This window comes from Providencia sp. AGC89, from assembly GCF_053543535.1.
On sequence record NZ_JBIXLP010000014.1, the window covers coordinates 1 to 24,256 of the forward strand.

Here is a 24,256-nt window from a genome sequence, read left to right on the forward strand (position 1 = left end):
GGATGTCAATGGCAGTTTAATTTTGCCCCCTTTAAGGCTCCAGTTGGCAATTTACAATTGACCCCATTGACTACACTTCAGACACGATTGGCGCAATGCCTATTTTACGCTTATCCTTTAAACGATAACTTTCACCGCTAATTTGAATCACATGACAGTGATGCAATAATCTATCTAACATCGCAGCTGTCAATGTTGTATCATGGGCAAATGCGCTTGCCCATTGACTGAAGGGCAAATTACTAGTTAATAACGTACTTCCTTTTTCGTACCGCTTGGCTATTACGTTGAAAAAGAGATTCGCTTCTTCTCGCCCAAAAGGTAAATAACCAATTTCATCAATAATTAGGAGCTTGGGACTTATCACAACCCGTTGTAAGTAGGATTTTAATTTACCTTGATTATGTGCGGTTCCCAGTTGTAACATTAAATCTGCTGCGGTAATAAATCGCGTTTTTATATTCGACATAATCGCTTTATAGCCGAGAGCTATCGCTAAATGGGTTTTTCCAACACCGCTCGGACCCAGCATAACAACGTTCTCATGACGTTCAATAAAACTGAGACCCGATAATTCAATTAGTTGGGATTTAGGAACACCGCTCGCAAAGTTAAAGTCATATTCCTCAAGCGTTTTGATGTTAGGTAACCCTGCAAACTGCAAGAGTGTCGCCTTAGTACGCTGCATCTTAGCATTGATTTCCTCAATCAGAAGTTTTTCAATAAAGTCAGCATACGACCCTTCTTGTTCAAGGTGTTTTTCAGCAATCCTAGGCCAGCTTTCAGGTAATGCGTAGAGTCCTAGTTGGCGACAAGCATCAGCAATACGTTCAGATTGTAAATTCATAATGTTCCCTGCAACAGTTGATCATAGACGCTAAGCGGATGCTGTAGGCTTTCAAATGGCATCGGTGTCATCTTTATCTTCTGATAGCTATCAATATTGCCAAACTTTATCGGCAATGGCAGTAAGGCATTCTGCTCTGTGATTAAGCGTTGGTTCGGTATTTCACCTGTCGTACCGTGGACTCTTGCATTGGCAACTTGAGTTAACCAGTAACCGACATAACCATTTGCAGTTTGGACATCCAGTTGTAACTCTGACATCCTTAATGTTGCTTGTAATGGCACAACAAAGCTTGATTTTAGGTAACGGTTAAAACGTTCAACTTTCCCCTTTGTTTTGGCTCGATAAGGGCGACAAACGGTCAGGTTAAAACCATAATCCTGAGCAAGAGATAAAAGCTTAGGATTCCAACGATGCTCTCCTACTCGGTAAGCATCACGCTCAAGGATGATCGCCTTTGCGTTATCAAAAAGAATCTCATGAGGAACACCGCCAAAAAACTCGAAGCTACGGACTAATCCATCAACCCATGCATCGGTTCGTTCATTGTCATAAAAATGAACATAACTGGCTCGAGAGTAACCTAGCGTTGCAACAAACGCCTTTAATGCCTGTTTACCTCGCCGAATAATGGTAAAATCAACTTGCAACTGCTTTCCTGGCTTTGTTTCAAATCGTACAAGAGGTTCTGGCAATGCTTTAGGTTTTAAAGTCGCTAGATATCCACTTAATATTCGACGTTTTCCTTGATATCCCAAAGCAAGAATTTCTTCATAAAGAACGGATGCCGGTATCCAATCAGGATGAGCCGCATCAATCCGAGACTGAATATAGTCTTTAAATGGCTCTAGTTTGCTTGGACGATGAGTTTTACGCTGATAAACAGGTTTAGTATCAGTACGTTGCAAATACTTTTTAATCGTATTACGCGCTAGACCTGTTTCACGAGCAATCCTTTTGATCGACTTCCCCTGTTGTTTGAGAACTTTTATTGTCACAACCTTCTCCTGAGTTAACATTGAAAAGCGGCCTCACAAGTAAAACCGCTATATTACGTCAGGGGTCAAAATTCAATTGCCAATATGGGGTCATTTTTACACTGCCAGTAACAAGGACAGTGCGGCCGCCATTCCTGTCAGCTGTTTCATCAGCGTATGTGGCATGTTCGGGTTTCCTGTTTCAGTGGAAGTGGCGCGGGCCACGGATGTTCTCATGTTCCTGAGGGAGCTCCTGAGACGGATGCAGATCACCGTCCACCGGAACAAGGTCCCGGTTATTTTTCAGCCGCCCCGGGGTCCACTGCTGGTGATGGCGGTGGCGCTCCGGCATATGCTCTGCCGTGGTGCTGTTACCCGGATGAAGACGTCGGGGATGGACGGCGATCATCTGCCCGTCAGACCAGACCTCAAGCAGGTTGTCGAAGGTATGAAGCTCCACCGTTTTACCGACGTACTGATGCGGTACCGAGTAATGATGTTGCTCATATTCGACGTGATAATCGATATTGACCTTCGCTTTTTTGATGTGGCGGTAGCGCCATGGCTGTACCGGTAACGGCCTGAGCGCCGGTTTATCCAGCCTTTCGAAGGCTTCCCGGCGATTACCGGGCAGTTTTTTGAAGGGACGTTCGTTGAGGCCCGTCACCAGCGTACGGATGCAGTGGTTCAGCTCTGCCAGCGAGAAGAAGACCTGATGGCGTAACCGGGCCAGGATCCAGCGTTCGACGATCTGGACGCCCACTTCCACCTTTGGCTTGTCCCGGGGTTTTCGGGGGCGGGCCGGTATAACCGCAACCTGATAATGCTCCGCCAGCTGCTGGTAGGACGGGTTGAGATCGGGATCGTAGCGACAGGCTTTGTTGACTCCGCTTTTGAGGTTGTCCGAGACCAGGATTTCAGGGACACCGCCGAAGAACTCCAACATCCTGACGTGGCTGAGCAGCCAGTCCGGCAGCGACTGCGTATACGTGGCTTCGGCCCAGGTGTAATTCGACGCCCCCAGCACTGCCACGAAGATCTGTGCCTGACGGCACTCTCCGGTTTCTGCCGAGATAACCGGCACCGTGGGGCCGCAGTAGTCGATAAAGAGCTTTTCACCGGCGGGATGCTGCTGACGCATGGAGCGCTTCTGCAACTGGCACCAGGCCTGATAGCGACAGCAGAACTGCGAGTAGCTGTAAGCCCGTACAGGCATCCTCTGGCAGTACTCTTCCCACAGAAGGTGCCGGGTGACGCCTTTCTTACGGAGCTCCATGTGGATTTCTGCCCAGTCAGGATCCTCCAGCGCACCGGGGCGACTGTCAGACTCCGGATACAGTAGGCTGGCAAGCCGGGGCTCCGTCATCCCCTCAGGCAGGGACCAGGAGAGCCCGGAGGACTCAAGGCGTTTGAGCATTTTCTGGATAGCGCCGGTACTGACATCAGCACACTGGCTTATCTGGCGGAAGGACAGTCCGACCTCAAAACGCAACCTTAAAATTTCACGGATTTTACGCATTGTGATTCTCTTGTTTGGCATATATCTCTCCTCAGAATGAAAGGAAGAGATATAGCAGGAACAATCAATGCGTTAAGAAAGATTCCGGGGACGTGAACGGCAATTCCGGCCGGGTGAACACCGATTCTGGCAAAATGAACAGTGATTCTGGTCATGGTGCAAAATCATGGTATTTTCCGCCGGAATACGCGTTCACGCAGAACCAAAAACAGCGTTCACGTTGGGCCAGAATACGCAGCTAATCACACTCATTGGCTTATTCAGATCGTTCCCCCCAGAAAAGCATAACTATAATTCCCTGTCATTATTTTGAGATCATTGAGTAAATCTAACGCTTGAATCGGCAATGGCACAATATGTGCACTACACATTTTCATCCTTTCCGAAAAATTTTCCGCAAGCATCTTGGCAGCGATAGCATTGGGCGCCCATTACGACTATATCCAAGTATTTTAGCTGAGTGAGATTGTTGATAAAATGGATACTTTACATTGACTTTAGCCTCAAAGATATCCTCGGTAATTTGCTCTATCTTACAGACTAATCACAAAATTGAGCACACCACTTTTTTGTTAGTGTTATGTAAATGCTGCTCACAGTACTAAATCAGCATAACTGTGTTTTCTGTTTCCTTAACAAGATTATGTTCCTGTTTCTCTGGTAAAATATACGCTAGCTCGTCAAACCCAGGTAATGCTTTCCACACCAGTGGATCACCTATAACAAAAATATGTTTTTTAGCTCGGGTGAGCGCTACGTTTAGAAGATTGGGTTTGCTTGACGCCCATTTCGCACCGCCATTATTTTGTTCATCACACCCCAGAACAAAAATAACGATATCATTCTCTTTTCCTTGGAAAGTATGAACTGTACCAATACAACGCTTTTGCCATTCCTTAATATCTTTCCGCTTCAGCAGCGGTGAGTTTTCACGCCAACATTTCAGTTCCCGATGTTCAATTAACTCTAACAAAGCATGTTTAACTGCTTTAAATGGGGTAATAATATAAATCGTCTCCAAGGCTACATTTTCGGATAGTATCCTATCAAGTAAAACAAGCAAGCTTTGCCCGTGACTATCGCGGTATTGTTTTTCTCCTTGACCACCTCTTGAAATCAACCAATGACTTTCAAGTTTTCCGTTGACAAGTGGGCTGCAGATTTTGCCTGAATCAAGTCCATGGATCATCCGATTATTATAAGCCAACTTATTGGCAATACTGAACATGGGTTCAAGGCAGCGACGATGTACCCATAAAGGAATACCAACCCAGATATTAGTATTCATGACGTCTAATTTACAACCCCAATGGTTACTACGGTCTACTACCTGCTGAACAGACAGTTTTTCTGGGCCCCATTTTTCAGCGTGCTCATGTATGACATCTCGACAAAGATGTTGAACCAAAATGGGAGAAGTTGTAAATATGGGCTCAATTTGTAACGGATCGCCCACGACTAATACACGTTTGGCCCGCCAGATAGCACCGACAGCTTGCTGCGGTGATGCCTGACCCGCTTCATCTATCATGAGCCAACCGATCTCTTCGCTTTTCACTCCAGTCAACATACGCCCAACAGAGGCAAAAGTTGTAGAGAGCACAGGTACAAACATACACAGAGTTTGCCACCACCGTAATGGCGCAGAGTCAAGATGAGGAGAACCAAGAAAGTTGCTCAGATTGAAGAGGTTTTTTCTGAAGCGCTCAAGCCCCATAGCTTCATAAAGCCAGGACTGGTGCAAATCCATTGCAGCCATAAATAAAGCCGAACGCCGACGGTTTATCTGCCCATTTTGCCAGAACGCAATGCGCTGCAAACTGACATCATTAATGGGTTTCTTACCATCAGGTATTGCAATACCTGAAAATCTTTTTTTCAGACCCTGCAATTTTTTATCCTCATCCTCTCGTTGCCTATTAATTATTTCAATCTCTTGAAGTAAAGCTTTCTTTTTGGACTCCGTTTCATTCAGTTGCTTACGATTATCGGCAACATGCTGAGTTTTTTGAACTAGTAATGCCGTTAATGTTAAAAGATGATGTTGTGCATTATGCAACAACTCATGGTAGGCACGTACCTTTTTGCGATTTAACAAACGTGCTAACCAGCTCGGCGCATCATTTTCAATCATTCGTTGGTGTTGTTCAGCGTGGTAAACTTGTTTTTCAACCACATCACGCTCAGCCTCAAAGAGTTTAAGTTTACGGAAATAATCTTCACGGAGTGCTTCGGTTTTAGCCAAAGCTAATGACAGCGTATTGAATGAATCGTCAGTTTCTTTTTCTAAAATGCCCGCGAGTTCTTCTAACTGTTTTCGCTGTTCCAGAACCTCTTTCAGACAGTGGATGAAACGTTTTTTAGCATCAGTAAAAGACATTACAGTATGGCAGGCTTTCCAGCGCCATAGACTGAGGAAATTTTCATTGTGTGGTCTCGATCTTTCCGCGGACGTTTTTCTTAAGAAATGCTCGTCAAATAACAAACGTTGTGCGAACTTGGTACGATTCCCTTTCTTTCCCAATGCCGCAGAAATTAATCCCCAGCACTGTTTCTTTTCTTCTAGAGGGGCAAAAAGATGATAGTCGCGCTCTATCCCATCTTCATCCTTATCTTTTTTATGCTTGTTTTTAGCAAGTCGCTCTGCAGCAATTTGATTTGCCGTTGGAGACAAATAATCAAAGGAACGAAATTCCTCAGCCAACGATTTCTTTTGTGGCAGTTCATGTGAAATGTTTTCTACTGCGGCATTATTGGATGAAGCAATAATCATTTCGAAACCGGTAAGTTCGGGAACGATAAAACCCACAGGATCTAGCGTATCGTCAACATTGTTAAAACCGGAAAGTACTTGTGCTCGTTCAACGATGTTGTAGGCTATCAAATCACGTAGTAACGTTGTTTTACCTGTACCAGGAGGACCATTTACGGACAATAATCCACCTTCATCAAGCTCTTCTATCGTTGTATTGATAGCAAACTGTTGCATTAACGACATTGCATGTTCGGGATCGGAAGGCCAGCGTCCCAGTGGCATTTTCATCGGGTGTAATTTATCGATGATGGATGCAAGCCCCTCCTGAGAATAAAGATCTGGATTTTTGGAGGCATTCTCAGAAAGATAGGTATTAAGGGTGCTACACGGATGCTTTTTTAGCGATCTGATTGCATCTTCGATGTCCTCAAAGAAGAAGCTGTTCAAGATAGGAAGTGAAAATGATTTTTCAGCGTCATTGAGTTCTTCTTCGATTTCATTGATGTCATTTTCTTCATCCCAAAAAGTCTCCCGACTCTCAGTGTTGCTGCTGAACCATTCAATTTTTAAGGCGTATTGCCATTCAGGAAGGTAATCTGCCCACGCAACTAAGTGAGTGGTGAGCAGAGTGTGAATATCACTCGCTCGTAGCACCCCTTGACCATGTTCATGTACGGGCTTTAACGTAGAGTGGAAATGCCTGAGTGTATCCGCAAGGTGCTTACAATCTGCTGCAAAAATAGTTGATTCCAACAGTTGGAATCGTTGTTTCGCCAGATGCCCCAGCGCCCAAGGGAGTGAACTAACCGATAATTTATCCATCATCGGGCTTCCTTCTGCATTTAGCTGAACCTTGGCAAAGCAGGTTGTCCCATCCCGATCTAGACGCTGTTCGTATTCTTCCTCATCCAGTTCTCCATCTGAGCCAAATATCTTTAGGCTGAGCTCACTGGCAATATTTTTTTCAAATAAGCCTATATGCAGGATATATCGTGCATTCTGAGGAATTTCAAATTGATGTCGTAACGCTTCCGAATGCCATGGAAGCAGAGCATCACCTTGGCTTACAAGCTGGTTTAGCGAGATTGATAAGCTTTTATCATTCTTTTCAAGCGTATAAGGCTGAAAAAATTCTATACGTTGCCAAGCTCTTAGTATGTCTTGAGGCAATGGAGTCGATGTCATCTTAGCTTATTGGTTATTATCCAGATATATTAATAATATTAAGGATACTCTGATTTCTGAAGATTTTGTAGACAGACTTAAGAATGGGTTATCTTTTGTTACATAAAAACTCTATCACCAAGTTCTCCCATCCCAATTTAGCATTGGTAATTTTCTTGGTTGCCACTACTGTGCACTATCGTGTTCCTCTAGAAAAAGCATTTTCAATGTCGCTCTACGAGCCGATTTCCTCCTCACCGAATTAATCATCAATATGTTGCCCACGTTGCATTGGTCTTCCGCGTTCTGTATTTTATTTGCGCAAACTCCACAGATTTCAGACTCCGTTCAGGAAATAATGCACATAGATGTACTATTGGTAGAAGATGATTCTGAGCAAGCAGAAGCAATTCATCATCGCTCCATTTGGAGCTAGTCACCATGGCTAAGCGTAATTGTAATGTAAAAATACCTGCGGCTATCCTATATACACCAATCCTAATGACCGAGCTTTTTGCCTAATGGAATCCTGTGTTCGGTTATTGAGTTGCTTTGCAATTTTTGTCCCCATTGTTCCATAATATTTTCTCAGCAAGTCAACTTCCCATTCACGCCAACGTCGTTGACTGAAAAGCCCCAAGCTCTCAGCCATGGCAAAAATGGCCTGTTTTGAACGATGCGGTAAGACTTTTTGAAGTGATTCAATTCCCTCCCCTCGACGATATGAAACAAAAACTTGTTCCTTCTCACCCTCACTCCAACGCGATCTTTTAGATTGGTAACACCCCAACTTTTGAGCTTGTAATCGAATGGCAGTTGGTGTCCTCCCCAATTTTTTGGCGATGTCTCGGGTTTTGCTTCGTCCGTAATGACGTTCTATATAACGCATTTCCCTCAAGGACCAAGGAGAACGATGATTGTTCATGAGTACTCATACATTCCTGTTAATGGCAATATGCGCTATTTAAAACGCACCAATTATTAATTAAAACGCACCAATTACACCAATAAAGAGTAATTATTCTTATGCATTAAATTTTAATGTTTTGAAATAAATTATTACATCTTAGTTCATTTGAATAAGTAATGTGAAAGATAGTTACTTTTCTTATTGATATAGTTAGCTTTTTATCAAAAAAAATAAAGTTAGACAATAAGCCCCTTCCATCTCCTCATAAAAACACATAAGAAACGTTGATTTATCCTAACAATACAGATATAAATAAAATAACCACATAAGTCAAATGAATGCAATGTAGTCACAACCATTTAGCAATACTAAAATTAATGTGCTTATTAAAACTCAAGGAAATTCACTCATGTCGGATAGCTTTCAAAATGAAGTCCCCAAAGCACGGGTTAACATCAAATTAGATCTGCACACGGGCGGTGCCCAGAAAAAGGTAGAGTTACCGCTAAAACTATTAGCCGTCGGCGATTACAGCCACGGGCAGGATGATCGTCCGCTATCTGAACGAGAAAAAATCAACGTAAATAAAAATAATTTTGACAATGTGCTCACTGAATTTGCACCATCCGTTAATCTGACCGTCAAAAATACCCTTGCAGGAGATGGCAGCGAAGAGAGCGTCGCATTGACATTTAAAACTATGAAGGATTTTGAACCTGAGCAAGTGGCTCGTCAAATTCCTCAACTTCGTGCCATGTTAGCCATGCGTAATCTCCTGCGCGACCTAAAATCCAACCTGCTTGATAATGCTACCTTCCGTCGTGAGCTGGAAAATATTCTGAAAGATCCGGCACTCAGTAATGAGCTTCGTGAAGAGTTGGCTGAATTAGCCCCGAAGAAAGATTAATTTGGATTATTAAAGGATTATGCTGATGTCTATAAAAAATGAATCAAGCCAAGGTGCAACAACAGTGCTTGATGACACATCAACCCACGGTGTATATGCTTCCCTGTTTGAAAAAATCAATTTAACCCCTGTCGCCTCAATCAGTGATATTAATGCATTTCAAGACAATGCGGCCTTGGCAGATGCAACGGCTGACGAACGCGTCACGATTGCAGTTCAAGTATTTTTAGATCGTTTAAAATCATCCGGTCAAAAAGTCGAGCGTTTAGACCGAAATCTACTCGACCATCATATTGCTGAATTGGATAAACAAATCAGCCAACAACTGGATGAAGTGATGCATCATGCAGAATTTCAACAAGTAGAATCCACTTGGCGTGGATTGAAATTCCTCGTTGATCGCACTGATTTCCGTCAAAACGTCAAAATTGAACTGCTTGATATTGCTAAAGACGATTTGCGTCAAGATTTCGAAGATAGCCCTGAAGTCATCCAAAGCGGACTTTACCACCATACCTATATTGCGGAATATGATACCCCGGGCGGTGAACCGATTGCAGCGATGATATCTAACTATGAGTTTGACCGTAGCCCGCAAGATATCGCCTTACTGCGTAGCATCTCCAAAGTCTCAGCATCCGCGCATATGCCATTTATTGGATCCGTTGGGCCGAAGTTCTTCGGCAAAGAGACGATGGAAGAAGTGGCCGCCATTAAAGACATTGGTAACTACTTTGACCGTGCTGAATACATCAAATGGAAAGCCTTCCGTGATTCGGATGATGCTCGCTACATTGGTTTAACTATGCCTCGCGTGCTAGGCCGTTTGCCATACGGCCCAGATACGGTACCTGTTCGCAGCTTTAACTACGTGGAAGAAGTGAAAGGCCCTGATCACGAGAAATACCTGTGGACCAACGCCACTTTTGCTTTTGCTGCCAACATGGTCAAAAGCTTTATCAACAATGGTTGGTGCGTGCAAATTCGTGGCCCGCAGGCGGGTGGTGCTGTGAAAGATTTACCTATTCATTTATTTGATTTAGGTACAGGCAGTCAGGTGAAAATTCCGTCTGAGGTGATGATCCCTGAAACCCGTGAATTTGAATTTGCAAATCTTGGCTTCATCCCACTGTCTTACTATAAAAACCGCGATTACTCCTGCTTCTTCTCTGCCAACTCGGCACAGAAGCCAGCTCTGTATGACACGGCAGATGCAACCGCGAACAGTCGTATTAACTCACGCTTACCCTACATTTTCTTGCTATCGCGTATTGCTCATTATCTGAAACTCATTCAGCGTGAAAATATCGGGACGACAAAAGACAGACGTTTACTTGAGTTAGAGCTCAATAATTGGGTGCGTGGCTTAGTGACTGAAATGACCGATCCGGGTGATGATTTGCAAGCCTCACACCCACTGCGTGATGCGAAAGTGGTTGTTGAGGACATCGAAGATAACCCAGGTTTCTTCCGAGTGAAACTCTATGCGGTTCCTCACTTCCAGGTTGAAGGAATGGATGTGGATTTATCGTTGGTTTCGCAGATGCCTAAAGCAAAATCATAAAAATTGTACATTCACTGATACCAAGATCTCAGAGGGGCGCCCCTGCTCCTCTGTGCTTGTTTGTAATAACAATCTTTCAAACCCGATAATAAATCGCATGCAACGCTCAGATGTAGCTTGCTACCTGATGGATCAGAAGAATAAGTTAGGGTATTTCTTTATGGCGTCATTCTATACAGAACAACAAACCATTAACAATATCTTGACGGATATCGAGCTCATGGTTTGCCAATTACAGCAAGGCTGTTTAATTCATGATGGAAAGGCCTTTTATCATGCTGTATGTCATCAAATAGAGCAAACAGTCCACGCCTTGAGTGAAGCAGGCATCGAGCAAACATCGATTGAGCACATACAGTATGCGTTATGTGCCATGTTAGATGAAAATGTCATGAATCGGCGTATTCAAGATAGTGGCATATCTGCATGGCTTCAATCACCACTCCAAACACGATACTTTAATACACTGGATGCAGGACACACATTTTGGGAGCGATTACAGAGTATTCTGTCATCGCCTTCACCTAACACACTTGTTTTAGTGTGTTTTCATCGGGTACTAACTCTGGGTTTTGTGGGGAAATATCGCCAAGTTGATGCCCCTGAACGCGAACAGCTTATTGCACAACTCAATGCGCGTCTGCCTCATCATGCCATCACTTATGAACTGCCTCTTGCCACGAAAGCTAAGCTTCGTGTTAGCCCTCGCCGTCTATACTGGATCAGTTGGATAGGCGGGGGGCTTCTTTTAACCGCCCTATGGTGGGGATTATCCACTTCCTTAGAGCATTTATTGCAACAATGGATGATGCAAGGACAGTAATGCAAAAGTCAATCAAATCCCTGATCACCCTGTTTGCTGCGGGCTTGTTTCTGTGGCTATTGTGGGGGTTTTGGTCTCTTGGTAACGCCGTGTCAGGGTTTGTGACGGTATTAATTGTGATCGTGACAGGCCTTTCCCTTTTTGGGGCTTATAAACAACAAAAACACTTTAATGTCGTAGACCAACGATTTATTGATGCATTACCCGCGGATAGCTATCAAGGTGCGGTCATTTTGGTTTGTGGTCAATCCCGGGCACTTTTTTCTGAGAATGAAACAAAACGGGAAACCTCACAAGGTTGGTATATTCCTGTTGATGCCCCCGCCGACCTTGCTCATATCGTTCAGTCGATGGCGAGAACAAAGCCATCCCTGCTAAACCAGTTATCCGTATTATTTGCGTTATTGCCGGAGCAAATCACCAACCTGGAAATACTGGCTCAGGAAACCCTGAATTGGCGCAGAGCCATCGGTGAAAGCCGACTTAAAATCAATAAAAGGTTACCCTTTTGGGTCAGTCTGTATGTTTCACTATCGGATGCAACGTGGGCTACGGGAAATGAACCGTTTCCCTGGATAACCCAGTCTGATCGTCAGCAGGAATTCCATGTAGAAGAAGGCGGTCATGTCGCAGTGCCTTTTTCTGTTTGGTTAAATTCACACAGCAAAGATACCAAGCTTAATTTACAACGCTCACTTTGGTTCGACACTTTACTCCAGTGGTTAAATATTGAGTTTATTCCGATGCTATCCTCATCGCAAACCGGTGCACCCAAATTATCGCCATCCGGTTGGGCTGTTCAATGGATAGACATTGATAGCCAGCCGCATAACGTGTGGGCACAGTTTGTGCAACATAAAACACAGTTATCCTTATTGAGTTCCCAGCAAATAAGTGACAGGCTCCCACTGCCCGAAGTGATGCTGCACGACTTACATTATGATATCAATCTCACGAGCCGAGAGCGAACGCTTGGTATCATCGGATTAATCAGTGGTCTATTCCTCCTCGGGGCGCTTTGTGGTAGCTATCATCATAATCAACAACTCATTCGCCACATTGGCGAAGATGTGGCTCGTTTCTCACTACTTTCGGATACACCACTCTCACCAAAATTGACCGCTTATCAGCAGCTACAAGATGATGCCGCTGAGCTTGCACGCTGGGAGCGCGAAGGGATCCCAAGCGCTTACTCTTTAGCGTTATATCAGGGGAATAGAATATTACCCTACTTGCACACGCTATTAGGCGGTTGGGCTCCCCCGCCACCACCGGCTCCGATTATTGTTCAAAATGCACCCGAAATGGTCAGGCTTGACAGCCTATCGCTATTCGATGTGGGGCAATCGACGCTAAAAGCCAGTGCCACTAAGGTTTTGGTCGATGCCTTACTCAATATTAAAGCAAAGCCCGGTTGGTTGATTGTCGTCTCCGGCTATACCGACAACACTGGAAATCCAGAATTGAACCAAAAATTGTCTTTAAAACGCGCGGAATCGGTCAGAGATTGGATGATAGAGACCAGTGATATAAACCCAGCCTGTTTTGCCGTTCAAGGAGACGGTCAAAATAACCCTATCGCCGATAATCAAACCGCTGAAGGTCGCGCGAAGAATCGGCGCGTTGAAATACGACTTATCCCTCAAGCCGATGCTTGTCAGGGAGCGGATAATCAAACCGTGTCACCGATGGACGTTGACACACACTCGACCCAAAAGGAGAAGTAACAATGGCTATTCCTGTTTATTTATGGCTAAAAGATGACGGCGGTGCAGATATCAAGGGCTCTGTCAATGTACAAGACCGTGAAGGTAGCATTGAGGTAGTTGCACAAGACCATAACCTGTATATCCCAACCGATAACAACACCGGTAAATTAACGGGTACGCGTATTCATACCCCGTTTATTTTCGTGAAAGAAATTGATGCATCAAGCCCTTATTTGTACAAAGCGGTAACAACTGGCCAAACCTTGAAACAAGCCGAATTCAAATGGTACCGCATTGATGATGCAGGGCAAGAAGTGGAATATTTCAACACCAAACTCGAAAACGTCAAAGTCGTCAAAGTCGCGCCAAAAATGCACGACATTAAAGACCCTAACAAAGAGAAGCACAATCACCTCGAAGAGATTGAGCTGCGCTACGAAAAAATCACTTGGACCTATAAAGACGGCAACATCATTCATTCCGATTCATGGAATGAGCGTGCTACCGCTTAATAATATGATGCAGGCGCTTGTCGCCTGCTCTTTTTTGTGCTGACTGGCACCTCAATGATACACACAACACACAATTTATCCTGATACCCAATGAACCTCGGTTAACGGTTAAGGGCGGTAGCGTGCCTTGCCACTGCTAAAAAACCGTTTCCCCCAATACAAGAGAGAGAATATGGACAATTCATCCGTGATGCTATTACGTCGCCTAAACCCTTATTGTGCCAGCGCATTAGAAGCCGCAGCTTCACTCTGCCAGACACGGGCGCATGCGGAAATTACCATTGAACATTGGTTGCTCAAATTATTGGAAATGGGGGACAGTGACATTACGGTATTAGCCCGTCGTTACGAATGGGATATCTCCGCACTTTGGCAAAGTTTACTCACAGATATCGATAACTTACCACGCTCTATTCATACCCGCCCTTCCTTATCAAAACCGCTACTTAAACTTATTCAACAGGCATGGGTGATTGCGTCACTGGATGAAGATATCGAACATATTCGCAGCGTGCATTTATTGTCCGCCATGACTCAGCAACCTTCGTTAGTGCCTAATGATAACTTGTGGCCATTAATGACGTTAAGTGCGGTTCAATTGCAACGCTTAAGACCGATGCTAGATGCCCAATCCGATGAGCGCCCTGATGTCCAACAACTCGCTGCACATAACCAATCTTTATCAAGTGAAGCGCCGCTTGAAACTCATTCTACAGAAGAAGCACAGGCACCAAATTTAATTGGCAATACCTTGAATGAAGCTCTGCTTGCGGTGCTGAATAAATTCACCGTCGATGTCACCGAAAAAGCACGCGAAGGTGCTATTGACCCCGTATTTGGCCGTGATGATGAAATTCGCCAAATGGTGGATATTCTGTCTCGTCGCCGTAAAAACAATCCCATTCTCGTGGGAGAACCAGGTGTCGGAAAAACGGCGTTAGTGGAAGGCTTAGCCTTACGTATTGTTGAAGGCAATGTGCCTGTCAGCCTGCAAACAACCTCACTACGCACATTAGATTTAGGGTTACTGCAAGCGGGGGCTGGTGTCAAAGGTGAATTTGAGCAGCGCTTAAAAAACGTGATTGAAGCCGTGCAACAATCTCCGACACCGATTTTACTGTTTATTGATGAAGCGCATACTATCATTGGTGCAGGTAACCAAGCGGGAGGAGCCGATGCCGCTAACTTACTCAAACCCGCGCTGGCCCGTGGTGAATTGCGCACGATTGCCGCCACCACCTGGTCTGAATATAAACAATATTTCGAACGCGACGCCGCGTTAGAGCGCCGCTTCCAAGTAGTTAAAGTGGATGAACCTGACGATGAAAAAGCCTGCTTAATGCTACGCGGTTTAAAATCACGTTATGCAAAATACCATGGAGTTCACATTACCGATGATGCGGTTAAGGCTGCGGTGACTTTATCACGTCGTTACTTAACCGGTCGTCAACTACCGGATAAAGCGGTGGATTTGCTCGACACCGCCAGCGCCCGCATCCGCATGAGTCTCGATACGCTCCCTGAAGAACTGACGCGTTTAAAAGCCAAGCGCACTGCATTAGAACTTGAACAGCAAGCCATTCTTGATGACTTGGCGATTGGCAACACCACCAACCACTCCCTACTAAGTGAATTAGTGACTCAAGACGCCCAAATCGCCCTACAACTGGCTGAGTTAGAACAGCGTTTTGAACAAGAAAAGAGCCTCATTAGCACATTAATGGAGCAGCGTCGCCAATCTCAAGATGTGAGCGACATTCAGTCACAATTAGAGCAAGCTCAGCAAGGCGAACCATTAATCACCCCTGATGTAGACGTTAGAACGGTGGCCACAGTCATTGCCGATTGGACGGGTGTACCACTATCCAGTTTATTAAAAGACGAACAAACTGAATTACTTGAACTCGAAGATTCCTTGGGTAAACGCGTAGTCGGTCAAGAATACCCATTATTGGCGCTTGGACAACGACTGCGCGCAGCTCGCACGGGTCTTGCCTCAGAAAATGGCCCTCAAGGGGTATTTTTACTGGTCGGCCCAAGTGGCGTAGGGAAAACGGAAACGGCCTTAGCCTTGGCAGATGTCCTGTTTGGTGGCGAAAAATCCTTAATTACCATCAACATGTCTGAGTATCAAGAAGCCCATACCGTCAGCCAATTAAAAGGCTCGCCCCCTGGCTATGTGGGTTATGGTCAAGGCGGGATTTTAACGGAAGCCGTTCGCAAGCGTCCGTATAGCGTCGTATTACTTGATGAGGTGGAAAAAGCGCACCGCGATGTGCTCAATCTGTTTTATCAAGTTTTCGATCGTGGATTTATGTGCGATGGCGAAGGTCGTGAAATTGATTTTCGCAATACCGTGATCTTAATGACGGCCAACTTGGGCAGTGACTTGCTTATGCAGCAACTCGACGAGTTCCCTGAGACTACCGACGGCGAGCTACAAGAACTGCTACGCCCAACCTTGCGTGACCACTTCCAACCGGCCTTACTCGCACGCTTCCAAACCCTGATTTATCGCCCATTAGGCCCTGTGGCACTGCGCCAAATTGTTGAAATGAAACTGGGTAGCGTGATTAAGCGTCTCTACACCCACTACAAGCTTGAAGGTATTATCGAAGAAGCGCTGTACGACACGCTCGTGAGCGCTTGTTTATTACCCGACACTGGCGCCCGCAATATAGACAGCCTGCTTAACCAACAAATTTTACCGGTACTGAGCCAGCAATTACTCATGCGCCAAGCGAACCACCAGCAAGCGCAAAGCCTGACGTTGGGGTATAGCGAAGAAGATGGGATCACTCTGAGTTTTGCCGATGAAAATTGTGCGTGAATATTCTGCCTGTCAATAACAACGTGATCTCTGTGTTCAAGGAAATTTAATCTATGCCGGTATTAGCCGCATTAAGAACCTCCTGCTTTTCAGGAGAACGCTCTTCGGCCGAGCAGCAGCTTGCAGAAGAACAAATCGTGCTCTGGGAGCGTTGGTTATTACCCATTTCTCCCGATAAGCCCACAGGGGAAGAGCCCGGGTATGATGACGATTTTGAAATTATGCGCGAAGAGGTCAATAAACTCTCGGGGGCAGATACTGATTTAATTTGCACGTTAGCAGAAAAACTCCTCACCTCTGTGTGCAAAGATGTCAGAGTTGTCACCTATTACATCTGGGCCCGATTACATAAAGAAGGTGAATCGGGCTTTGCTGATGCTTTAGGGTTATTAGCAGGATTGGTTCAGCGCTATCAACAAACCTTGCTACCCTCAAGACCTAAAAGCCGTCAATCCGCGCTCGAATGGTTAGCAGGTCAACGCGTTCTGGACAGTTTGTCACTCTATCCGGAAGTCGATATGCCTGCATTTTCGCGTATCACCGCGTTACTCGGGGTCATTATCGATGAATTTAACACTTGGGATGAGACGCATCGGCCACAGTTATCTTCACTCTTGAAAGCATTAGAAAAGCGTCTCGCTCAATCGGGCGGCGCTCAGAGTGTCGTTCCGCAAAATATTCAGTCCAGTCATAGCAAGCAAGGTTCGCAGCCACCTTCAGTCATGTCTGCCATGGCCGCAACGCCCATTCAATCCGGCCGAGATCTCCTTGATCAAGCGAAGCTTCTCGCTAATTACTTGCGCAATCAACCAAATGGCTGGTTGGCAGGACATCGCTTAATGAAATCCGTTCGTTGGGATACAATTCATCAAGTTCCGCCTCAGGATCAGCACGGTTGTACCCGTTTAGCCACACCGAGAAGCGAAGCCCGCGCACAACTCAAACGACTTTATCTTCAGCAAAGCTGGCTAGAATTGGTTGAACAAGCAGACCGACTTTTTGCTGAAGGTGTTAACCACTTTTGGCTGGATGTGCAATGGTACCTACATCAGGCGCTTCTTAAATCACCTACGCCCTGGGATGGTTGGGCATCTATCATCACGGCAGACTTAAAGCAATTGCTTATCCGTCTGCCGGGTTTGGAAACTTTAGCCTGGGAAGATGGCACACCGTTTGCTGACGATGTGACACGTCAATGGATCAAACACGATGTTTTGGAAGAAGGGATCTCAGGATTACATGATTTATCGGTGCAGGACACGGCTAAAGTGGATCAAGATTCTGTGTTGATGCTGGAACCTGAAGCACTTACGCAGGCGGATAATGAAGGGTTAGATACGGCATTGGCGTGGCTGATGAGCCGCCCCGATATCCGCACAGCACGGCAAAAGTGGTTACAACAGTTGGTCATGGCTCGGGTGGCCGAACAATTTTCACGGCATGAGCTTGCACTGAATGTGTTACAGGAATTAGACAATCAGGCAAACCAGATGTCATTGGCAGACTGGGAACCTCAGTATTTATTCGAAATTAAGGCCCGTCAGTTGCAGCTGTTACGCAACAAATCTCAACGTAATGATGTGAATAAATCGCACTTGCAACAAAAAATGACGTCACTTTTAGCTGAATTAACGCAGTTAGATCCCGTCAGAGCGCTCGTGCTCTATGCTTAATTTAGGGCTTGTCCCCAAATATTCATCCATGGTCTACATTGATAAATAACGTGGTTTTTAATGATACCGAGTTTTTTAATAAAAATACGTCCTTTTGCTTTCGGCTTCTTAACTTGCTTATTTTTAGTCGGTTGTAGCATTAATCACATGATATCGAACACAACAAAGGACATGGCTAATGCTATTTTTTATCCCAAAGTCCGTGTTGCTCATGTTGTCTTTCATGCAGATACTGTGCTCAATAGCATACTCGATGAAACGCCCCACTCAACAGTTCTGCGCATTTATCAACTGAAGGACATTGACCGTTTTTACGCAGCACAATACAACGACTTTATGACTGAAAAAACAACCGCCTTAGGGGCAGCACTGCTTACGCAGAAAAATATCCTTATGCGCCCTGGGGAAACGATTATTCTCGATATTCCTTTTGAAGAAGAAACCGCGTTTATCGGCATCACCGCATTGTTTAGCCATCCCGATTTAGCCTCTGATGACTGGCGCATCGTCATTCCTAAAAAAGGCCTAAAACCAGACTCCGTCAACAACATTGAGGTCGGGAAACAAACACTCTTAATTAACCCTTTTCGTGATAAAACCCTATGAGCACGCCCTCACTATATGAAATGTTATCCGGGCATTTTGCGGGAGGGCTCCCCCTCGAGTCGTTGACTGAAGAAGACCGGGTCATTTTGTCTGTCATGGACAACATTCGTCGTATCGTCAATTCGCGTGCGGGTAGCCTTGCTCATTTACCTGATTATGGCCTACCGGATATGAGCAAACTTATCCAAGGGCTTCCTAGCACTGCGCATAACATGATCCATGTACTGTCGGCCTCATTGCTAAAATACGAGCCCAGAATTAAATCCCTTTCACTGGTTTTGTTACCTCAGGAAGCCTTTGGGACATTGCGTTATGCGTTGGACGTCGAACTCCATGAACAAGGGCTCATTCGCTATGGGACGGAGTTTATTCCAGATGGGCGCATTTTACTTCACCATTTAAAAAAACAATTTGATGCTATCTGATGTGACATCATGCATCGCCTAATGTGTCGAGATAAATATGAACGTTAATTTAACAACGTTAAATGTCGGGGGCGACCCACGGACATTCAGTGATTATGTGGCATTAAAAACGGAGCTGAATAAGCGATTTCACCCTGCCCGCCCCGATATTGATTGGGCAAGAGCCCATGGTTTGTGCCTGTCTTTATTCAACCAAAATGGTGCCGATCTACAAACCGCCGCTTGGTTTACGATTATTCGCCAGCAGCAAAATGGTTTGAGTGGATTAAATGACGGTTTGTCGTTATTAGAATGTTTACTCAATCAACACTGGCAAACGCTATGGCCGTTACAAACCCATGCACGTATTGAAATTTTATCTGCATTAAGCCAGCAACTCATTTCAGGCCTGCGCGGTACGGCACCTGTGTATGCAGACCTACCCGCGCTCTATAAGGCCGAGTCGATATTGGCAAAAATAGGACAACAATTACAAACCTTAGAATTAAAACACTTAACACAACTTGAACGATTACAAGATTGGTTAACCGGACAGGCGAGAAATCTGGAAAGCGCAGACACACCCGATACGAGTTTTATCCCTCCACGGCATTTTCCTAACACGGCACCCTCAACATTTCACGCACAGACAGCCGTCACCCCTATTAGCATTAAAGCGACCTTATCTTCAAATACAGAAAAGCCAACGCTTTCAGATAAAACGTCACCGCCAACCTATCGTCAAGGTCTCGGTAGGGGCTTTTTAATGGGATTATTTATCACAGGAATAGCAAGTACGGGTGTATTTTACACATTCGGTTCGTGGAATACGGATAACTCCATTACACAAATATTACCAACTCTTCCCGAATTCACACCGAATATTGCCTCACAATTGGACCAACAATTACAACCCAATCCAAACCAGCTAACGTCTTTTTCTAATGAGAAACTGAGTGCTATTGACCGCTATCTTACTGAACTGGGTGCGGTATCACCGATTTGGGCACAGCAATATAGCTGGAATATGGTCAATTACCTGACAACCCAATTTGGCACTCAGCCTGAAGTGCGCGTATTGAATGATAAATGGCAACAAGCCATGCAAGTCAATGCCATTTCAGCAACGCAAATGAAGCAGTGGTCTCAGGGAATGGAGCAGCTTAATCATTTAAGTGAACGATTGGACAAATTAGACGGTAAACCTCGCAGCTACATCACGGGCTCTGAACTAAAAACGATTATATTTACTGCTCGCCAGCATTTTAATCAAGGTTTACCCCTTGAGGAAGAACTCCGCCGCTTGGAAGAGCGGCAAGCACAAGGTTTGGTACCTGAATCGGAATACAAACGTATCGATACCCATTTTGAACAATTACTGAATCGTTATACGTTGTTACGCTATGCGCAGGAAAAATCATGAATTTCATATTACTTATATTTAAGCCAGTTGCTTTCATCCATCGAGTAAAAATAAACCATGATTATCATTTTTTCTTCTGAGGAACTTCATTAAAGTACAATACCTTGAATAACTTTGAACAATATGAGAATCGGTAAAAATCTTTATTAAAAAACACATCATAAAAAAGTTGGTGACAATCATGGTTTATGATAAGGAGATTATTTTCTACTATATTATCAATTCGAAATTTACCCTGTAAAAAACCAGATAAAACATTGTGCTTAATATTATTGATGTCAATAATCCACCAGTCTTAAGTCTCGAGTAAATTAATATAAGTGAGAATAAAAACACGATGGGGATATTGTAAAAAAGATAGCTTATAGGTACATAGGAATTTAGGATTTCATTCCTAAAAATAAAGACTGTAAATATAATAGATGGAACAATATAAACAATTTTTTTTCCTTCCTTGATAAAGGCATTCACCAACAGGCCTCTGAATACAATCTCTTGATATAATGGGATCCCTATATATACAGGTAGGTATAAAAGTACGATTTGAATAAATAATGGTTTCCCTCCTGCATAAATCTGCCCACCTAAATAAATATTATCCAAATCTAACCATCTCACCAACAAAATGATTGAAAGCAAAGCGATCATTGTCAGCAATGAATAAAAAGAATATTTATTAATACTACCCAGTAAATCAATAGGCTTTAAATTTTTTTTTGCAAAATTTAAAGCAAAGATCGAAAGTGCTATACCAATTATGGCATTAATCAAAAAGTAATAAAAATTCGGATAAAAATATGCATCTAACCTACTATTTACTATTAAATCACTAGATGATTCGCTAATAAAAAGCACTAGGACAGCTAATATAAGGTAGACTACAGTTTCATTTTTTTTATACATTAACACTCCATGACTCTAAATAATAATTATTCATTAGCATTCATAATAAAATCAACGGAATCTTCCAACATCAGTCCAAAATTGATTAATGCTATAATGCGGATTATATATATTGTCTTGTTGCTTAATAATTTTTGTTGTTTCTTCAAATGGGCTTGGTATTTCCATTTTACGAATGGTAAAAAAACGATAAGTTATACTTTCACCTTTACCTACAGTTTGAATATCATGCACAAAGTAGGAAAAAATAGTATCATCAACTGGGATATACCAATAGGGATGAGGTGGCATTGGCAAGTTTTGATATGCATGCGCTCTACAGTTGCATAGCCATATAGCCCTATTAAATGCTGGTTGCCAAATCTGAGGTTGCAATTGGAGTCGTCGTTCATGAGGATGATTTGTAAAATCATTTCTTAATTTTGCAGCTTCCTCCCATATATCATCTAACCATCCCCACTGTTTTTTTAATATTGCTATTTTTTCCGAATAGACATTCGCTTTATTAATTTGATTTTGAGTATCGTAAGGATAAGAGAAGATAAATTTTCTATTCTCGGAATCTTCAGACGATTTAACATCTGCTAACTCTAACCTATATTCGTAATATTTTTCACCCAGCCAAATAAAATAACTATCTAAATGTTGATTTAATGTTCGTACATTTACCCAGTTTTCCGGTATACCCTTTTGGTATTCTTTAACCCAAGACTTCACGGACAGCCTTGTTTTCATTAGGCTTTTGGGGTTGCCTTTTACGCTATCCTTCATGATAAATTGTTTTGCAACTACCGGGTTCGTTTGTTTTAATGTTAAGAATTCAGGAAATGGAACACCTGACTTTTCTGCTGTTTCATACATTTCAATCAACGTGCATAAAGATAATTCTGAGCTTGGTTTTTGTTCATCGGCTATTAATCCACCACCGACGTCTTCGCTGCACCCCGGTACTAATTTCTCTTTATGATTTTCATCGTTTTTGAGCCCCGTTCGGTAAACAGGTCGCCATAAACGGCGTTCATGGGCAGCAATAAAATGCAGGGTTCGTTTTACACGCTCAGGGACGGCTAAAGAATACCCTATTGATTTTTCACCCATTAATGTACTTACTGCGGATATTTGCGGGATCAGAGAAACTACAAAGTCCAACCCATCATCGGAACTGGCGGCGGTATGACGCGAACAGTCAAATAATCCCATAAAAGGTATGTCAACAAAAACGCCTTGATACACTAGCCTATCATCGTCATCTTTTTCACAAATATTATTTATGATTTCATCAAGAAATTTTCTTGCTATTGCCCCGCCTAAATCGAAACCAAAAAGTGAAACTGAAACCAGTTTAAGGGGAATTTCCCCTTCTTTTTTTGCTTTTTCTATTGATTCAATAAATTTTGATTTAGCTGTTGCTAAACGGATATCGACCCCTGATACCATCATATCTGAAATAAAGGGATTATCCCTAAGCCATGGTGTGGCTTCAACACCAGAAATACCCGCAGCCTTACTGGCACTTTTAGCCGCTAACAACGCCCACTCTTTTGGGTTAATAAGATTACCTTTAATATCTGACAGTACTTCATACCACGATTTCCCTTTAACAAGATCTGTACCTGCATCAGTCAATATATCACTAGGTAAACTTTCAAAATCATCACTCAACGAGGTGTTACTTGAGTCCATCACCGCTTGTAATTTGTCGGGTAAATTGTCGTTAAAGGTCGTACCTAATCCTGAAAAATAGTGCTTGTCATAAAATAGTTTATCTTTGTTATGAGTTACATCAGGAAATGCGCGAAAAAGCTTTGCAATATTACTTAAACGACTATCTGAAGCATCTTGTTCAATATTCCGCCCTGTACCATCAAAAAAATACCCCAAATGTAACACTCTGTCACAGTTACCCAATTGATACTCTTCTGCTTGTTGAGCTCGGTTTGTTGCTGCAATATATTTATCTAAATTCAACTCAGCATTTAAAGTATTTGTTGACGTTAAAATATCCATTTTCTTACCTTATCAATAATTATTTATTGCGCTAACGCCCAAGCCAACTCTTCTTTTGACATGCCATGTTTCCACGGCGTAATAAGTCCCTCTCCCCACCAAAGAAGTACTTCATTATTGGGTAAAAAGAATACATGTAGATTATTTTCGCCTCGCTTTCTTATGGGAAGAGGTAAGGTTTTTTTATGTATTTCAGTACGCAATCCCTCACCATATTGTTTTTGGGTATAATCCACTGTCCAAATAATTTCGGCAGTATCACCACTGATTGAACCACAGCAGGTCGTTGCACCACTACCGCCCGCATAAATATTACTAGGGTCATAAGCAAAAGCATTTCCTCCTGCTACACCGTTAACACTGAATCCACGTATAGGTCTATCTATTTGAGTATGAATAACCAATGACACCCCACCTTGAGGTGGCCCCCATAAAACTAACCAGGCAAACCAGCCTATCCAACTGAATAAAGAGACAATAATTAAGGTATATAGGTATTTTTTATATTTTTTTAATACATTTAGTCTGTTCATTTCATAAATTACCCATTGCAAGGATCATTTAATAGAAAAAGCAAATCGATATCATTACGCTAACGCTCAAGCCAGCTCTTCTTTTGACGTTCCACGTTTCCACGGCGTGACAAGTTCCTTTCCTCACCAAAGAAGTACTTCATTATTGGGTAAAAAGAATACATGTAAATTATTTTCGACCCTTTTTCTA

General features: G+C 43.4%; 18 protein-coding genes. 10 read left to right on the forward strand and 8 right to left on the reverse strand.

From position 1 onward, the window contains the following. Positions 1-70: 70 nt before the first annotated feature. The 5 genes from istB to ACIPUA_RS05085 all read right to left on the reverse strand — a co-directional run bounded on the left by istB (position 71) and on the right by ACIPUA_RS05085 (position 8,151). Positions 71-847, reverse strand: coding sequence for an IS21-like element helper ATPase IstB (istB, locus tag ACIPUA_RS05065; protein ID WP_040133147.1), 777 nt, complete (start codon positions 845-847; stop codon positions 71-73). Then, entirely contained in the window at positions 844-1,866 is a 1,023-nt protein-coding gene (istA, locus tag ACIPUA_RS05070) for an IS21 family transposase (protein WP_316928257.1), read from the reverse strand. The genes istB and istA (ACIPUA_RS05070) overlap by 4 nt, the downstream gene beginning before the upstream one ends. A 160-nt stretch (positions 1,867-2,026) precedes the next feature. Then, on the reverse strand, positions 2,027-3,364 hold the full coding sequence (gene istA, locus ACIPUA_RS05075; RefSeq protein WP_449059350.1) for an IS21 family transposase: 1,338 nt from the start codon (positions 3,362-3,364) through the stop codon (positions 2,027-2,029). A gap of 580 nt (positions 3,365-3,944) precedes the next feature. Further along, positions 3,945-7,283 carry a DEAD/DEAH box helicase gene (locus tag ACIPUA_RS05080; RefSeq protein ID WP_449059351.1) on the reverse strand — a complete coding sequence of 1,113 codons (3,339 nt, stop codon included), beginning with the start codon at positions 7,281-7,283 and terminating at the stop codon, positions 3,945-3,947. Positions 7,284-7,740: 457 nt separating this feature from the next. Continuing rightward, positions 7,741-8,151 (reverse strand): hypothetical protein, encoded by a 411-nt coding sequence (locus tag ACIPUA_RS05085; RefSeq protein ID WP_449059352.1) that lies wholly within the window; start codon positions 8,149-8,151, stop codon positions 7,741-7,743. A gap of 430 nt (positions 8,152-8,581) precedes the next feature. On the opposite strand from ACIPUA_RS05085, the gene tssB reads away from it, so the two are divergent. From tssB to ACIPUA_RS05135, 10 genes are all read left to right on the forward strand, one after another. Further along, positions 8,582-9,079, forward strand: a complete 498-nt coding sequence (tssB, locus tag ACIPUA_RS05090) for a type VI secretion system contractile sheath small subunit (protein ID WP_449059353.1) — start codon at positions 8,582-8,584, stop codon at positions 9,077-9,079. Positions 9,080-9,098: 19 nt separating this feature from the next. Then, positions 9,099-10,643, forward strand: coding sequence for a type VI secretion system contractile sheath large subunit (gene tssC / locus ACIPUA_RS05095; protein ID WP_449059354.1), 1,545 nt, complete (start codon positions 9,099-9,101; stop codon positions 10,641-10,643). Between the two features lie 160 nt (positions 10,644-10,803). Further along, entirely contained in the window at positions 10,804-11,466 is a 663-nt protein-coding gene (gene tssL / locus ACIPUA_RS05100) for a type VI secretion system protein TssL, short form (RefSeq protein WP_449059355.1), read from the forward strand. Further along, positions 11,466-13,193: an OmpA family protein gene (locus ACIPUA_RS05105; protein WP_449059356.1), complete on the forward strand. Its 1,728-nt coding sequence runs from the start codon at positions 11,466-11,468 to the stop codon at positions 13,191-13,193. Before tssL ends, ACIPUA_RS05105 begins: the two co-directional genes overlap by 1 nt. A 2-nt stretch (positions 13,194-13,195) precedes the next feature. Continuing rightward, a complete protein-coding gene (locus ACIPUA_RS05110; protein WP_449059357.1) occupies positions 13,196-13,687 on the forward strand; it encodes an Hcp family type VI secretion system effector in 492 nt (163 codons plus the stop codon). Between the two features lie 172 nt (positions 13,688-13,859). Beyond that, entirely contained in the window at positions 13,860-16,517 is a 2,658-nt protein-coding gene (gene tssH / locus ACIPUA_RS05115) for a type VI secretion system ATPase TssH (protein ID WP_449059358.1), read from the forward strand. A 53-nt stretch (positions 16,518-16,570) separates the two neighbouring features. After that, a complete protein-coding gene (gene tssA, locus ACIPUA_RS05120) occupies positions 16,571-18,190 on the forward strand; it encodes a type VI secretion system protein TssA (protein WP_449059359.1) in 1,620 nt (539 codons plus the stop codon). A gap of 60 nt (positions 18,191-18,250) precedes the next feature. Then, positions 18,251-18,796 (forward strand): type VI secretion system lipoprotein TssJ, encoded by a 546-nt coding sequence (gene tssJ, locus ACIPUA_RS05125; RefSeq protein ID WP_449059360.1) that lies wholly within the window; start codon positions 18,251-18,253, stop codon positions 18,794-18,796. After that, entirely contained in the window at positions 18,793-19,221 is a 429-nt protein-coding gene (gene tssE, locus ACIPUA_RS05130; protein ID WP_449059361.1) for a type VI secretion system baseplate subunit TssE, read from the forward strand. Before tssJ ends, tssE begins: the two co-directional genes overlap by 4 nt. Positions 19,222-19,258: 37 nt before the next feature. Further along, positions 19,259-20,623: a VasL domain-containing protein gene (locus ACIPUA_RS05135; protein WP_449059362.1), complete on the forward strand. Its 1,365-nt coding sequence runs from the start codon at positions 19,259-19,261 to the stop codon at positions 20,621-20,623. A 210-nt stretch (positions 20,624-20,833) separates the two neighbouring features. Here the strand turns inward: ACIPUA_RS05135 and ACIPUA_RS05140 are convergent, their stop codons facing one another. From ACIPUA_RS05140 to ACIPUA_RS05150, 3 genes are read right to left on the reverse strand one after another with little or no spacing between them, the layout of a single operon-like run. Next, complete coding sequence (locus tag ACIPUA_RS05140) at positions 20,834-21,526, reverse strand: CPBP family glutamic-type intramembrane protease (protein ID WP_449059363.1); 693 nt, start codon at positions 21,524-21,526, stop codon at positions 20,834-20,836. 51 nt (positions 21,527-21,577) lie between these two features. Further along, positions 21,578-23,533 (reverse strand): hypothetical protein, encoded by a 1,956-nt coding sequence (locus tag ACIPUA_RS05145; RefSeq protein ID WP_449059364.1) that lies wholly within the window; start codon positions 23,531-23,533, stop codon positions 21,578-21,580. A 23-nt stretch (positions 23,534-23,556) separates the two neighbouring features. Next, complete coding sequence (locus ACIPUA_RS05150) at positions 23,557-24,066, reverse strand: DUF3304 domain-containing protein (RefSeq protein WP_241501953.1); 510 nt, start codon at positions 24,064-24,066, stop codon at positions 23,557-23,559. Positions 24,067-24,256 lie beyond the last annotated feature (190 nt).